The following is a 13,375-nucleotide window of genomic DNA, read 5'->3' as shown; positions in this document are numbered from 1 at the left end:
ATTATTCCTTTATCCTTCCGTTTTCGTCAAACTCTACGCTATCGTCTTGTTCTCTAGCTTTAATCTTTTTAAAGCGTTCCCACATTTCTTGCATATTGTCGCTACTTTGCATAATGCCGATAACCTTGTAAATTTGAGCCGTTAAGTTAGGTTGTCCGATGTCGGGCGTTAGGCGTTGATGATAGCGCGCGTGTTTGGGCGTATTTTCTTTTAACTCTTGCAAAACACCCGCAGGAAGTTCGTTGTAAATAAGCGTATTCGTCCATTTGCCTATAATGCCGGGGCGTTTTTTGATACCGCTAACGGTAAAATCCCAGCCGTTAAGTCTAAATATTTCTTTGTAAAAATCATCGGGAAAACGTTTTTCCCATTTTAAAAGTTCTTCGCTGATGTAGGCTTTTAGTATCTTTTGAAGTTCGTCGCGCTCGCGTTCGTATTGATAGCCCGTAGCTTCATCGACTAATGCAGTGATACCGACGCGAGCGAGCGAGCGGATCAGCATTTCGGCTTTTTTAGCCGTGTCTATCTGCGTTGCGACCAAAACTCCCGCGTCTCTAGCTTTGAGATATAAATCAGCAACAAGCGGCAAAATATCGGCGTTAAAACCCTCTTTTTCTTTGTTGTTTTTATCTAGATACGGCACTCGCTTGATCACCGCTTGTAAGTCCGATGAAATCAGGCTTTGCAGGTTTTTAGCGTCCATAAAAGCGGGTATTTGATCTATTCTTGAATTTCCTCTTGGGTCGCGCCCTAATGCTCTAAAAACATCAGTTTGCTTAACGACGCGCACCCCATTTTCCAAAACGGATACGTCAAGCTCGGTGTCGCCTATTTTTAAAACGCCGTCGGCAAGGGATTTTAATGCTTTTTCAGACATTTTTTTGCTCCTTATAAGTCAAATTCCGTTCTTTACAAAACGCTTTTAGTTTGTCTGCTGTCATTACTATTCCTTAAAATTTAGTTTCAATTATACAAAATTTAGCCTTTAGTTACTAAATAATCAATCAAAATTTTACGTATATGCATAGCTAGTGGTCTATACTCTTTTTCTGCATCCTTTTTCAGCTTTTCTAGTAGCTCGTCATCCAGCCTGACGCTGATAATGTTTTTATTTTTAACTTGCATTTTGCACTCCGTTCATTTTGTCTAGCTTTTTCATTAGTAGCGCCTTTGCCTTGTCAAACGGCACGTTTTTAATGTCGCTTGTTTTAAAAGCGGCTAAAAATTGGCGCGTATCGGTATTGGTTATCTCGATTAAGTGGCTTAGGTCGTTTATCTGCTCTAAGCTTAAAGGCTCGCGGGGTGCAGACTGCGTTTGTTTACTCGCATTTTGCCCTTGCGGCTCTTTTTCGTGCGTATTGGTAGCGTCGGCGTCTTTTTCGTCATCTATCGCAAACAGTCCGTTTAGGGCGTATTTGCGAGCATAACTTGAAGCTGAACCTGTTATCTGCGCTTCGTCCATACCTTTTTTGGTTTCGGCTTCTCTAGCGTAAGCCGTTGCGCTTATTTCGCCCGATTTTGTTCGCAAAGTAGCCGTAGCCTTGACATAGATACGATTAGCCGTTTGCACTATCTCGTCGCTTATCGTAAGCGCGGCTTCGTATTTTTCTAGCAAAGGCTTAACGGCTTCGGTTATGTCTTCACAGCTTCTATACGAATATCCGCCAAATTTATTAAATTGCCCCTTTGGGGCTTTTAGCTCCGTTTGAATTTTACTTAGTATGGTTATCATTTTTTTGCCTTTCCGTTTTATTTCTTACTATTAATTCCAACATTCGCACTAGGCGATCGGGCTCTGTTTGCATTCCTTTTATGCGATCTTACAAAACGGATAAAATCCGCAAAGCTCCAGCCCGTGATGTCCTTTGGCAGCATTGCGCGCCAAGATAAAAATTCGTCGTATCTCATCTTGCCTTCTTTAAAATCTATTGTCCCATACATAGCCGTCTATCTCGTCGCAATTACCAAAACCGATAATTGGCTCATACTCTTCGCGGAGAGCCTTGAGTTTGCGTGATATTGTCTCAAGAAGCGTAATCACTTTTTCTTCATATTCGTCGCAATATCTGCTTATCTCGTTTTGTCGTTGTTCATTTTTAATGAACTCGTAATCTACGTGTTCTAGCATTTTCAAGCCCTCTCTACTTTCAAGAATTTAATGTTTTTTATAAAACCGCCGCGTCTTGCGAGTATCCTAAACAACCTGGCTATCATCTTTGCTCCTTTCGGCCTTTAGTTTTTCAAAGGCCTCTATAAATTTCACTGTATGTTTTTGAAATTTAAAAACAATTAGTGTTTGATATATGTTATATACGGTTATAAACGGCAAAAATTTAAGCAGGTCTTTTGCGAGAAGAAAATCACTTTCGTAATTTTTTGAAATCTCGTAATAAAGCTCCGTAACCCGCTCTATATCGTCGTGTATTTTCTTTGTTTGCGGGTAGAAGCTTGTGACATAAAGCCTGCCGTCTATCTTTTTGAAACGGTCGGTTCTGCCGATTTTTCTATCGTAAAAATACGACACGTAAAGCGATCTTATCTTTACTTCGTTTATTTTTGCGAAGATCCCTACAGGGATAAATTCGTCGTTCATCAGAAAGCCTTTGTTATTTTTGCGCCGACGTGAAAGCCTAGTAAAAAACCGCAAAACGTAGCGGTAAACGTGATGAAAAATATAAACATTTCATATCCTTTTTATTAACCAAAATCTGATATTTTGTATCAGTCCGCCACGAGGGCGTTTAAATACTCTTTCTATCCTTTTTCTCTTTTAAAACGCAAAGTATGTTAGTACAGACGATAGAGTTGCTTAGCTGTGAGTTTTCTTGTCTTAGTTTATTTATCTCTTTTATCGCAAACTCTACACCACCACATAGCCTGACAAGCTCTTTTACTACTTCAGCTCTATACTCGGCAGAGCTGAAGTAGTCCCCCCTCTGATGAATTTCTAGTATTATGCTTTTAAAATTTTCCATTATTTTGCTCCTTGCGTGTTACTCATACTAAGCCCCTCTAAGCAGTTTGTTCACGAGTTAGAGTAAGGATTTGCCTAAATGGGTTTAGTAGGGATATGGTTTAAAGAAAATGTAAAGCGATATAATTTAAAGAGGGTAGCTCGGATAAACCGAGCCGGTTGAGTTAAAAGTTTTCAGATAGTTTTTGCAAACTGGTAAGTGAAACGGAAAAGATTTTATTAACGGCGGTTTTTATAAGCTCGTCTTTGCCTATTTTGACGGCTTGTTTTAGATTATCCCCTAAGCTTTTGCCGTCTATGCTTTGAGGCACTTGTTTTAAAATTTCAAGTCCCTTGTGCGTCAAAACCGCACTCACTATCACGCCCCTAGTGCATTGATCTACTTTTATAAAGCCGTTATCGCGAAGCCACATAACGGTATAGTAGATGATATTGTTGTGTCTTGTAAGCTCCGTATCATCGCTAAAATCAATATCATTACGCAGTAAGTCGGCTATTTTTTCATTAAAAGGCAGCGGAAACTCATCTATTAATCGCGCAAAAATTATGCCCGCATAATAATCAAATAGTTCGATATTTTTTTGATCTTTCATATTAACTCCTTTGCCTTAAATTATATCGCTTTACATATTAAGGTTTTGCACGGATTTTTCTACCCCTGAACGTGCAACTATCAGGGCTGGTACTTGGTCGTTTTTTGTTAAAACGGCAGGTGCAATCATTGGCTTTTTGCCTCCGAATGCTCGCACCTTCTGCTGTGGTGCTTCCGATTAAAACCAGATTTGAAACTTTCTCGTTTCAGGCTCTGTCGGTCAAGACCTTTTAGGTCATCCAGCCTTTGGATAGTGAAATCTTACTAAAAGTAAGATTAAAGATTACTTAAAGTAAGTTATTTGGTAATAAAAAGTTATATTTTGGTAATTTTGAATAGCGTGGTGTTTTTGGCTATAATTTCATTAACTTTTTATTTTAAGGATAGTAAATGGGGGTTAGTCTTAGCAAAAGTTTTATGGGATTGAGGTTCACATATCGCCCAACAAGAGAAAAACAGCCTACTCAAGCAGAGTTGGCACGAGCCGACAAAGAGCATTTTTTGAATAAAGTAAAACATATTAATGATAACTGTTTATTTGATTTTATAAAAAAATGTGGGTATTCAGAAAAAACAATTCTTTTTGCTCTTAATAGCAATATGCAAGTTGTAGATTTTATACAAGATACTCGTAATTACGAAATTTTTCAAAATTTAACAAAAATAAATGGGGAATTGGATGAAATAATCAGCAAAACAGAGTTTTCAAATGTTCTGACCGGTAAACGAAGAGAAGTAATGACTGACTATGTTTTTGAAATATTTAAAGGTTTTGAACAAGCCGATGCAATGTATAGCGATAACGCTATCTTGCAAAAAATAGCAGAAAAACAAGGCAAGACGTATAAAGAAATAGAAAAAGAGCAGGATAAGCACTATAAGGACATAACAACTAGAAAATTATCATGGTGGCAAAAAATATGCTATACAATAGCATTTCTTATAACAGCCCCTTTGGCTTTAATTTCTTGGGGGACTGCTATAACGCAAGACAATAAAATGGACACGGGGGCTGCAGTGTTTGCGGTTGTAATTTTTTCTCTCCCTTTTGTTGTAACATGCATGTTTTATAGACGTAGTAAAAAAATAGGTTAACGCTTCCTAAACTCCCACGGCGGGATAGGTTTTTTATCTCGCCAAAGCCCTAGCTTTTGTCTCCTAGCTTCTTTTTCTAAATTTACATAATCTTTTGAGTATTTCACGTAAGCCCAAGCATAACCGCTAGCGACCATTTGGGTGTTTATGTCTGTGCCGTTTAAATATATCGTGCCGATCGTGCGCTTATATATATCTTTGCCTTTTTCTTTGACTTCAACTTCTTTGCCAGCTATTAAATTTGATAAAAATTGTCGCGATTTGTTGCCGTAAGCTTGTTTTTTCTCTGGTGCGTCTATACCGTGAAGCCTTACTTTGACTTGCTCTTTTTGTGGTGTTAGCACGGTAATGGTATCGCCGTCAGATATTTTGACGACTTTAGCGGGATTTGCAAGAAGTGGAAAGGCTATCGCTAGGATAGCCAAGAAGTTAATTGATGACATCTAGAATTAAAGCTTCCTCTATGCCTCCAGTTTTTGCATTTTTTATAAGTTTTATTTTTAGTCTTACTGGCTCTTGCCTATCGGCTTTTCTTATAATTTCCATTCTTTTTGTGGCGCTGATTGGCGTAGAACTTACGTTTAGTTTCAACTCTTTTATCCTAAAAATTTTATTTGGAGTAAAATGTTGTGCTTCTATGTGAAAAATATCGTCAATCTCTTCTTCAGTGCTAGGAAGTTCTTCTTCTTGAGGCAAAACTACTCTAAATTTATCCTTGTCTTCAACTGTTATCGGCTTATTGGCTTGTTCTTTTATGTCAGGGTTTATGATCGCCCTCTCCCCTTCTTGTAGTGTAGCTGCAATGGCTTTTTTTGCACGGTTGGCAGGTTCTTGTAGCTCTCTGCCTGATACAAGGTCGTTAATATTGCTTAGAACGATACTAAGTTTTTCTTTTTCTATCTCTTTATCCTTAACCTCTTGTTCGCTTGCTATTTTACTTTGTTCCAATTCTATTTTACTTTGTTCTAATTTTACCTTACTTTGTTCTAATTCTATGTATTTGTGATAACTATCCCTAGCATACCATCCGCCAATGGCAATAATAAAAACAACCATTATATGCCAACCGTTCATGTGTTTAAATCCTTCTTTTATAATATCTTTTAGATCTGTAGAAATTTCCAAACAACCTTTTTCAAGCTTGAATTTTAGCACTTTTTGGCTTTGAGGTATTTGAATATTGAAGCGTTTTTCTAATGCAGTAACAAAATTATTATATTGCTCTTGATATTCTAAAATTATTCTTGCCACGTCAGCATCGATATACTCAAAATTATAGTTATCGTATCTTCCTCCGCTGAGCTTAATTTTATATTCAAGCTCTGAAATATTTGTTATTTTAATATCATTTTGATTTCGGATCATAAAATCCTTAGCCTCAATCAAATCGGCAACCGAACTAATTTCAAATTCTTGCATTGTTTCTCCTTTTTATAAAAATTTCCCTCTAAAATCTCTTTGAATTTATAGAATATGAGCCTACAACGCGACCGATAATTTCAACTGTTAAAAGCTCCTCTATCTTAATCGGCTCGTAGTCTCTATTGTCGCTTATTAGCGCAAAATATGGGCGCTTTTTAAACCTTTTAACTAATAGCTCGTTGTCATATCTGCAAACATATATCGCGCCCTCTATTGCCTCCTGCCCATCGTGGCAAAATACCACCAAATCGCTTTCCATTATTGTCGGCTCCATTGAGTTACCAAAGCAAGGGATTATTCCTATTTTAGCCTTTGGGCTTACATTAAACATTATCCTTAAATCCTCTGGTTTAAATGGCAATAAATCAGGCTCTCCTAGGTCGTCATTTTCCGCACCAAAGCCAGCTGACACAACGCCATCTTTGAAAAACGGCACGTAAACCGTGTCGTTGTCGTCTTTTATCTCACTTTTTAACTGCTCTACTGTTTCTATGTTGTCATCTAAAAAATATTCAATAGGGCGACCAGAAAAATCAGCTAATGGTTTTAAAAATTTTCTTGTTCTTTTTTCGCCTGATAGCCACTGACTGACTAGCGACTGCGAAACGCCTAGCTTTTCAGCTAGCTGTACCGTATTTATATTTTTATCTTTTAGTACTTCCTCTATCTTTAGGGCAAATGTTTTCATCCACTTTCCTTTTACTAAAAATTACGTTTTGTAATATTTTATAACTATTTTCTAAAAAAAGCAAATAACTTTAAGTTATATTTAATCTAACAATAGGTAATATTTTTGTTATGAAAAAGTTATGTTATAGAGAAAAATTAGCATTGGATTTGATGGATAATGGTATTTGTCGTTCATCGACGGTAGTTTATTTGGCTGGCACAAACGATAAAAAGCCAAGCAAATATGCAAGGCTAAGAATAAGCTTGTACGGCAGGACAAAACACCCTGAAAACAAATGGGGCTTAGAAATAAAACCGTTTTTAGCGGAGAAAAAATTATCCGAAAAACAGAGCAAAAAGGCTAAAAAATGACTATCGCGACCGTATTTAGCGGCATAGGCGCGCCAGAGCGATGAGCGTAAATGTAGTAGAGATGATAGTTAGACAAATTTTAAAAGCGCAAGAGAATAAAATTAAATTAGGAACATAAATGATAGCACAAACTTCAAGACAGGCGTATAGAGAGATCAAGCCGTTTTTGCGCGGCAAGCGCAAGATGATATACGAGTTATTTTTGCAACACGAAAACGGCGCGACAAGACAAGAGATAGCGCGCTGGTATATCCAAAAGGAATGTAGCGTATGCGGCAGAGTAAATGAATTACTGCACGAGGGCTATTTAAGAGTGGTCGGCACGAAAAAAGATGCGATCACGGGGCATAGTGCGGAAATTTTAAAAGCAGTAGAAAGGGTAGCGTGATGCTAAAAATACCTAATTTGTTTCAAGACGCGTATAAAAATGCGTGCGACAAAGGATATGTGCTTATTGCGTTTTTGGGGGGAGTGGGTCTTTTTGTTTTCTTTTTTATGCTGATTATGTCTTTTTTGACTTTTCACATGAACTGGGGGATAGGAAGGGTATTATTTGTCGGCTTTGCGTTCGCTGTGTTGCCGGTGTTTGTATATTTAGCAGAAGGGGGTAAAAATGAGCGATGATCTACAAAACGGATATGCCATCTGTTTTAACTCGTGGCTGTTTGATGATAAGATACAAAACGAACTTAGACTGCTTCTTTTAATCTCATCACTATCGGCTAAAAATGGCTACTGCCACGCTAGTAATGAGTACTTAGGTGAAAAGTTAGGCAAATCAGCCGACACAATCTCTGCCGGTATAACAAAGCTAAAAAAATACGGCTACATTGAAACTGAAGTTGAAAAATTTGGAGCAGTAATCACAAATAGAAAAATTAGAATTTTAGCACTTGAAAAAGCAAATCAATCGCCAACGGAAAATTTGCCGTTCGCCAACGGAATAGATGAAAAAAGTGATATAAATTCGGCTGATTTACCGTTCGCCAACGGAAAAAATACCGTCGCCAACGGAAAAAATAGGGACAGCGAACGGAAAATTTGCCGTCCGCCATATAATGTATGCGCGCGAATGAATAATACAAGCAGTGAAAATTACAAGCCTTTAAAAATACAAGCTTTAAATTCTACCCCCTTACCCCCTACGCAAGTTTTGCCCGATTTTCTTGACCCCGCTTTATGGGAGCAATACCTAGCCTACAAAAAAGAGCGCAAAGAAAAACTTAGCAAGCAAGGTATCGAGATGAAATTTAGCGAGTGGAGCAGATGGCATAGCGAGGGCATAGACGTCAATGCCTGCATACGAGAGGCAATGGCAAATGAGTGGCAAGGGGTGTTTAAACCAAAGACGCAAGGGGGTAGCGGGCGCAACGTGCCAAACAATGCTACGACAAACCCACACGGCCTAAATCAAGGCACACTAAACACGATGCGAGCTTTTGACGAGCTGGCTAAGGATATGATCGCAAACGGACAAGGACACCTAGTAGGAGATTTCAAATGACAATACAAGAATTTTACGGCGTATTTATGCCGGTAGTTGAATACTACAAAGCCGACCTAAGCAAGGCGGTTATAGCACTTTACTTTGAGGATTTGGGACATCTTGAAGCGAGTGAGTTAAAACGCGGGCTAAGAGAGCTAAGGCAAAGCCGCAAATACTCAAATATGCCGACGATCGCCGAGATTATAGAGGCTGTAGAGGGCGACTTTGAAAGCAAGGCGCAACTAGCCTTAGACGATTTGATTTACGCGATAAACAAATACGGCCCTGACCGCAGCGTCTGCTTTAGCGACAACGCCATTATGAGCGTAGTAAAGGCGGCTGGTGGCTGGGAAGCTGTGGGAAATTTAAAGGGCAAAGAGTGGGAGGATTTTAAAAAATGGGAGTTTAAAAAGCTTTACAAAACCTACTCAAAGCCAAACCAAACAGCACCGGCATATCTAATCGGCAAACACGAGAGAGAAAATAGCTTTAGTAACCAAAGCGGTAAATTTGACAAGGTTTATTTTATCGGGATGGATAAAGAGCCAATCCCAGCGCTTGAATTTAAAGAGGGACTAGCAAAAATCAGCCCAACAAACAAACTCCTAGCGGGCATTAATAAGGCGGCGGTATGATCAAAAAAGCCGTAATAATTTTAGACCCGATCAGCCCTGAAATTTATTTTGTGGATGAGAACAATAAAAGGGCGAGCGAGAACATCCAAGCTAAAGCACTCACAACGATCAATGAGATAGGCGGGATAGCCCATAAGCTGGAGATAAAACTACGCAAGCAGGAGATAGACAATAAACAGGGGAGTTTGGAGCTATGATGCCAAGATACGAACAAACAGTGGCACACCTCAAAGCAAGCGGAGCAGTGCCGTTAGAAGATCAAGAAGTAATAGCCTTTGCTACGTGGTTAAGAATTCAAAAAATACCCTTTACGCACGTAGCAAACGAAAGAGTGGCAAGCGTGCAATATAAAAAGAAATTAAAAGCGATGGGGACAAGTGCGGGATTTCCCGATATGCTGATACTTTTACCTAGCGGGCTGGTTTGTGTCGAGATGAAGCGCGCTAAAAAAAGCCTAAGCAGGGTAAGCAACGAGCAAGAGGACTGGATAGGCACCATCAACTGCTACGACTACGCTAAAGCTAAGGTATGTTACGGCGCAGGCGAAGCGATAGATTTTATAAAGAGCGAGATGAAGCGTGGCTAAGATAACAGAACAAATAAAAGATCAAATAAGAGCCGAATATAAATCAGGCGCTAGCAAAAAGAGCTTATCTATAAAATATGAAGTAAGTATAGGTGCCGTGTTTAAGATATGCAAAGACGTATCGCAAGAAAATTCAGAATTAGTGAAACAGCAAGTAGCCATAAATACGGCGTTATCAACACAAAGTGAAACAGAAGTGAAAGCCTTTCACGAAATAGTGAAAGAGCAGACTAAACACCTAATCTTTTTTCAAAATAGAGCCCTAGCAAATCAAAAGAAAGCGGACGAGCTTTTAGAATACGCAGAGGATTTAGCCGACGTTGAAGCGCATAGCCGTATAACCGCAAGGAATAAAGACGTAGTATGCGGCAAAGAGCCGAGCACACTTATAAATAACACAAATGCGCAGCAAACAAATACAAAGATAGTTATAGAGCGCAAAGGGCTAGTTGATGAGTGAGATTAATCTAAGTCTTAAATATTCCGACTGGCAAAGAGAGATATTTTTTAAAAACAAAGCAAGATTTACCACGATAGAAAAAGGGCGGCGCGTGGGCTTTACCAAGGGCATTGCTAACGCTTGCATAGAGTGGCTGCTAGAGGGCAAAAAGATACTTTGGGTGGATACAATCAACACAAACTTGAAGCGCTACTATGAGCGCTACTTCTTGCCTGAACTTAAGAAGCTGCCACCTAGTATGTGGAAATTCAACTACCAAGACAAGCAACTCAACATCAACGGAGCTTGGCTTGATATGCGTTCGGCTGAAATACCGCAAAACATAGAGGGGTTTGGCTATGACATCGTGATTTTGAATGAGGCTGGCATAATCTTGAAAAACTCCTATCTTTGGGACAACGCAATCCGCCCTATGCTACTTGACTATCCAACATCAAGAGCCTTTATCGGCGGTGTGCCAAAGGGCAAAAACCGCTTTTATGATTTGGCAATGAGGGGAATGAGAAACGAGAAAGATTGGGTGAATTATCAAATCTCTAGCTTTGAAAATCCACTGCTTAGAAAAGACGAGATAGACGAGCTTATCGCCGAGCTTGGCGGAGCGGAGAGCGATGTAGTCCGCCAAGAGATATACGGCGAGTTTCTTGACACTACGACAAACGCGCTTTTCACGCTTGCGATGATAGAAAGGGCGTTTGGTGCGCCGCACATACACGAGCCGCAAGGCGTCATAGTGTGGGGGCTAGATGTAGCACGCGAGGGCGATGATGAAAGCGTGCTTTGCAAAAGAGCAGGCAACCACATAGAGGAGATGAAAGAATACCGCGTAAATAGCGTAACCGAGCTGGCAAGGGTGGTAATGGGCGAATACGAAAGAAGCGAAACAAAGCCCGACGCGATTTTCATTGACACCGTAGGAATAGGCGCCGGCACTTACGACACACTTTGCGATCTGGGGCTAAGCGGGATAGTGCGAGAGGCAAAGGCTAGCTTCAAGGCAAGCGATGAGCGCAAATACCCAAACAAAAGAGCTGAGATGTTTTTCACACTGCGAGACAAATTTCATCTACTCTCAATACCAGCAAACGAAAAGCTCAAAAAACAGTTGCAAATGATAGAGTATATCTACGACAAAAAGGATAGATACGCAATATTGCCAAAAGAAACAATTAAGAAAGAATTCGGGGTGAGCCCAGACCTGGCGGACGCTTTGGCGCTTACTTATTTTGACCCGGTTTTGCCAAAAATAATCACTTCAAGAGCGGATGAATATGATAGCGGATGGTAAAAATTCCCAAATTAGGGTGGATTTGACACCGCAGATTGAGTATATTTATGCGCGAATAGAACCTGAAACGATAAGGGCTATCGCGAAACTTGATGATGAGGCGATAAAGCTAAGCGTGATGGTTTTGATATGCGAGCTAACGAAAGGGGTAAAGCAAATGCCAACAAAGGCGCATAAAACAAGACTGGCAAAAGAGTTAATCAAGCGAGGGGTAAAATGTAAAAAAATTGAGAAACTTTTAAATATTAGCAAATCTACATATTATCGGCTAAGGGGTGAAAATGAATGAAGATAGAGTGGCTTATCTTGAGGAACTAAAGCAGCTCGCGGTAAATGGCTTTGAGAAGTATCGCCCAGCGTTTGTGAAGCTAAATAGTGCGTATTTGCTGTTTTTGGAAGAAATGCAGCTTCAAAGCCTAAAGGATAGAAACAAATCAAGAAATTTCATACCGAAGCTAAACTCAAAAGCTAAGAGGATTTACGATGGGCTCACTGAGACATATTTCAACAATGACAAATTTGCAAAGCTTGAACCCTACATAAACTCAACAAATGATGTCATAGATAAGTGGCAAGAGGCGATAGACCACTACACTACTTTCGTCAATCTATACAAGGTCTTTGCGCCTATCTTTTTAAAAGCTTCGTTCAGTCCGACGTGTATCGTAAAGGTGTATTGGAGTGGCGAGAGGGTGGCTATCGACGAGGTGGCTATTGATGAGATATTTTTTGACCCTATGGCAAAGAACATAGACAACATAAACTACATCGTGCATAAAATCTACCTCACAAAAGAGGACATCAAAAGATACGCGAAAGCCAAAATTTTCAAGATAGAAGCAGACGAGCGCTTTTACGAAGCCAAAGAGTATGAGCGTTTTGAGCTTTATGAAATCTACGAAAAGACGAGCGGTAAATGGTATGTAAGCACGCTATTTGAAAGCTCGCTTCTAAGGGACAAAGTGGAGCTAAAAGACGGACAGCCTTTTGTCTTTGGATATATGCTGCCGCAAGTAAAAGCGATGGACGAGGATGATTATGTTTGCGCTTACGGTGAGCCGGCGCTTGCTTCGATGATGCCTTTGCAAGACGAGATAAACGTAACTAGAAACTCAATCATTGACGTGATAAGAGAACAAACGGCACGGAAGCTAATCGTGCCAAAAAGTATGCAAGTAAGTAGAGTTGATTTGGAGCGTGTCGGAGCGCCAATCTATGCTGACGAGCCGTCTCGTATAGTGCCTTTGCCAACAGGCGACATAAGCGGAGCAATGGCTAGCCTACAAGTAATTGAAAATGAGATGAGCGAGGTAAGTGGCGTAAGTCCTCAACAAAACGGAGCTACAACAGTGCGAAAAGAAACGGCGACAATGGCTTCAATAATGGCAAACGAGGGAAGCGTAAGATTGCAAGGCTACATAAGGACCTTTAATGAAACCTTCTTTGAACCAATATTTGAGCGGTTGGCGTTTTTGGTGTGGAAGTATGGCGACCCGATATTTTTCGCTGGCTTTAACAGGGGCGAAGTGCCAAGCTTTAGGGTAAACCTAAATACAGGCATCGGCGCGCTAAATAAAGAGGTGCAAAAGAAATCACTAATGGATGTGGGCGGTCTCATAAATGCTCAATTTGGCATGTGCCTACAAATAGGAGACCAAGAGGGGGCTATCATGATGAAAGAGGCTAGTAAAAAACTACTCTTAGAGCTTCTACCGCTTTATGGCATCAAAAACGCAAGCGAATACATAGGTGAAACAAACAAATTAGAGCAAAAGCTATTATGCGTGTAAAATCAA

At 39.9% G+C, this 13,375-nt stretch carries 22 protein-coding genes; 12 read left to right on the top strand and 10 right to left on the bottom strand.

The window, feature by feature from the left end:
• Position 1 precedes the first annotated feature (1 nt).
• The 7 genes from CCAL_RS06945 to CCAL_RS06915 form a co-directional block, all read right to left on the bottom strand.
• Complete coding sequence (locus tag CCAL_RS06945) at positions 2-877, bottom strand: P63C domain-containing protein (RefSeq protein ID WP_169972499.1); 876 nt, start codon at positions 875-877, stop codon at positions 2-4.
• Between the two features lie 101 nt (positions 878-978).
• Positions 979-1,125 (bottom strand): ribbon-helix-helix protein, CopG family, encoded by a 147-nt coding sequence (locus CCAL_RS06940; protein ID WP_169972498.1) that lies wholly within the window; start codon positions 1,123-1,125, stop codon positions 979-981.
• The gene (locus CCAL_RS06935) at positions 1,115-1,732 is read right to left on the bottom strand and encodes an ERF family protein (RefSeq protein ID WP_169972497.1); all 618 of its coding nucleotides are present in this window, start codon (positions 1,730-1,732) and stop codon (positions 1,115-1,117) included. Before CCAL_RS06935 ends, CCAL_RS06940 begins: the two co-directional genes overlap by 11 nt.
• Positions 1,733-1,918: 186 nt before the next feature.
• The gene (locus tag CCAL_RS06930) at positions 1,919-2,128 is read right to left on the bottom strand and encodes a hypothetical protein (RefSeq protein ID WP_170017073.1); all 210 of its coding nucleotides are present in this window, start codon (positions 2,126-2,128) and stop codon (positions 1,919-1,921) included.
• 66 nt (positions 2,129-2,194) lie between these two features.
• Positions 2,195-2,593 carry a hypothetical protein gene (locus CCAL_RS06925; protein WP_172285112.1) on the bottom strand — a complete coding sequence of 133 codons (399 nt, stop codon included), beginning with the start codon at positions 2,591-2,593 and terminating at the stop codon, positions 2,195-2,197.
• Positions 2,594-2,741: 148 nt separating this feature from the next.
• Positions 2,742-2,975: a hypothetical protein gene (locus CCAL_RS06920; protein WP_172285111.1), complete on the bottom strand. Its 234-nt coding sequence runs from the start codon at positions 2,973-2,975 to the stop codon at positions 2,742-2,744.
• Between the two features lie 163 nt (positions 2,976-3,138).
• Positions 3,139-3,567 (bottom strand): hypothetical protein, encoded by a 429-nt coding sequence (locus CCAL_RS06915; RefSeq protein WP_172285110.1) that lies wholly within the window; start codon positions 3,565-3,567, stop codon positions 3,139-3,141.
• Between the two features lie 389 nt (positions 3,568-3,956).
• Here CCAL_RS06915 and CCAL_RS06910 point away from each other — a divergent pair, with 389 nt between their 5' ends.
• A complete protein-coding gene (locus CCAL_RS06910; protein WP_169972492.1) occupies positions 3,957-4,661 on the top strand; it encodes a hypothetical protein in 705 nt (234 codons plus the stop codon).
• Here CCAL_RS06910 and CCAL_RS06905 read toward each other — a convergent pair.
• The 3 genes from CCAL_RS06905 to CCAL_RS06895 are packed head-to-tail and all read right to left on the bottom strand — an operon-like array spanning position 4,658 to position 6,771.
• Positions 4,658-5,104, bottom strand: a complete 447-nt coding sequence (locus tag CCAL_RS06905; RefSeq protein WP_172285109.1) for a thermonuclease family protein — start codon at positions 5,102-5,104, stop codon at positions 4,658-4,660. The two genes, CCAL_RS06910 and CCAL_RS06905, sit on opposite strands and share 4 nt — an antisense overlap.
• On the bottom strand, positions 5,091-6,080 hold the full coding sequence (locus tag CCAL_RS06900) for a hypothetical protein (protein WP_172285108.1): 990 nt from the start codon (positions 6,078-6,080) through the stop codon (positions 5,091-5,093). The genes CCAL_RS06905 and CCAL_RS06900 overlap by 14 nt, the downstream gene beginning before the upstream one ends.
• Positions 6,081-6,108: 28 nt before the next feature.
• The gene (locus CCAL_RS06895; protein WP_172285107.1) at positions 6,109-6,771 is read right to left on the bottom strand and encodes an XRE family transcriptional regulator; all 663 of its coding nucleotides are present in this window, start codon (positions 6,769-6,771) and stop codon (positions 6,109-6,111) included.
• 110 nt (positions 6,772-6,881) lie between these two features.
• On the opposite strand from CCAL_RS06895, the gene CCAL_RS06890 reads away from it, so the two are divergent.
• From CCAL_RS06890 to CCAL_RS06840, 11 genes are all read left to right on the top strand, one after another.
• Positions 6,882-7,124: a hypothetical protein gene (locus CCAL_RS06890; RefSeq protein ID WP_172285106.1), complete on the top strand. Its 243-nt coding sequence runs from the start codon at positions 6,882-6,884 to the stop codon at positions 7,122-7,124.
• Between the two features lie 118 nt (positions 7,125-7,242).
• Positions 7,243-7,512, top strand: coding sequence for a hypothetical protein (locus CCAL_RS06885; RefSeq protein WP_172285105.1), 270 nt, complete (start codon positions 7,243-7,245; stop codon positions 7,510-7,512).
• Complete coding sequence (locus CCAL_RS06880; RefSeq protein ID WP_172285104.1) at positions 7,512-7,748, top strand: hypothetical protein; 237 nt, start codon at positions 7,512-7,514, stop codon at positions 7,746-7,748. The genes CCAL_RS06885 and CCAL_RS06880 overlap by 1 nt, the downstream gene beginning before the upstream one ends.
• Positions 7,738-8,628 carry a helix-turn-helix domain-containing protein gene (locus CCAL_RS06875; RefSeq protein WP_172285103.1) on the top strand — a complete coding sequence of 297 codons (891 nt, stop codon included), beginning with the start codon at positions 7,738-7,740 and terminating at the stop codon, positions 8,626-8,628. The genes CCAL_RS06880 and CCAL_RS06875 overlap by 11 nt, the downstream gene beginning before the upstream one ends.
• Complete coding sequence (locus tag CCAL_RS06870; RefSeq protein ID WP_172285102.1) at positions 8,625-9,245, top strand: DUF6475 domain-containing protein; 621 nt, start codon at positions 8,625-8,627, stop codon at positions 9,243-9,245. The genes CCAL_RS06875 and CCAL_RS06870 overlap by 4 nt, the downstream gene beginning before the upstream one ends.
• Complete coding sequence (locus CCAL_RS06865) at positions 9,242-9,442, top strand: hypothetical protein (protein ID WP_170017103.1); 201 nt, start codon at positions 9,242-9,244, stop codon at positions 9,440-9,442. Before CCAL_RS06870 ends, CCAL_RS06865 begins: the two co-directional genes overlap by 4 nt.
• Positions 9,442-9,831: a VRR-NUC domain-containing protein gene (locus CCAL_RS06860; RefSeq protein WP_172285101.1), complete on the top strand. Its 390-nt coding sequence runs from the start codon at positions 9,442-9,444 to the stop codon at positions 9,829-9,831. Before CCAL_RS06865 ends, CCAL_RS06860 begins: the two co-directional genes overlap by 1 nt.
• On the top strand, positions 9,824-10,291 hold the full coding sequence (locus CCAL_RS06855; protein WP_172285100.1) for a hypothetical protein: 468 nt from the start codon (positions 9,824-9,826) through the stop codon (positions 10,289-10,291). The genes CCAL_RS06860 and CCAL_RS06855 overlap by 8 nt, the downstream gene beginning before the upstream one ends.
• Positions 10,284-11,579, top strand: a complete 1,296-nt coding sequence (locus CCAL_RS06850) for a terminase large subunit domain-containing protein (protein WP_172285099.1) — start codon at positions 10,284-10,286, stop codon at positions 11,577-11,579. The genes CCAL_RS06855 and CCAL_RS06850 overlap by 8 nt, the downstream gene beginning before the upstream one ends.
• Complete coding sequence (locus CCAL_RS06845) at positions 11,557-11,868, top strand: resolvase (protein WP_216656456.1); 312 nt, start codon at positions 11,557-11,559, stop codon at positions 11,866-11,868. The genes CCAL_RS06850 and CCAL_RS06845 overlap by 23 nt, the downstream gene beginning before the upstream one ends.
• Positions 11,861-13,369, top strand: coding sequence for a portal protein (locus tag CCAL_RS06840; RefSeq protein WP_172285097.1), 1,509 nt, complete (start codon positions 11,861-11,863; stop codon positions 13,367-13,369). Before CCAL_RS06845 ends, CCAL_RS06840 begins: the two co-directional genes overlap by 8 nt.
• Positions 13,370-13,375 lie beyond the last annotated feature (6 nt).

The sequence above is a fragment of the Campylobacter sp. RM6914 genome, assembly GCF_004803835.1.
Taxonomy (GTDB): Bacteria; Campylobacterota; Campylobacteria; order Campylobacterales; family Campylobacteraceae; genus Campylobacter_A; species Campylobacter_A californiensis.
Note: the sequence above shows the minus strand (reverse complement) of the source record. Positions and strands in the feature narration are given on the sequence as shown.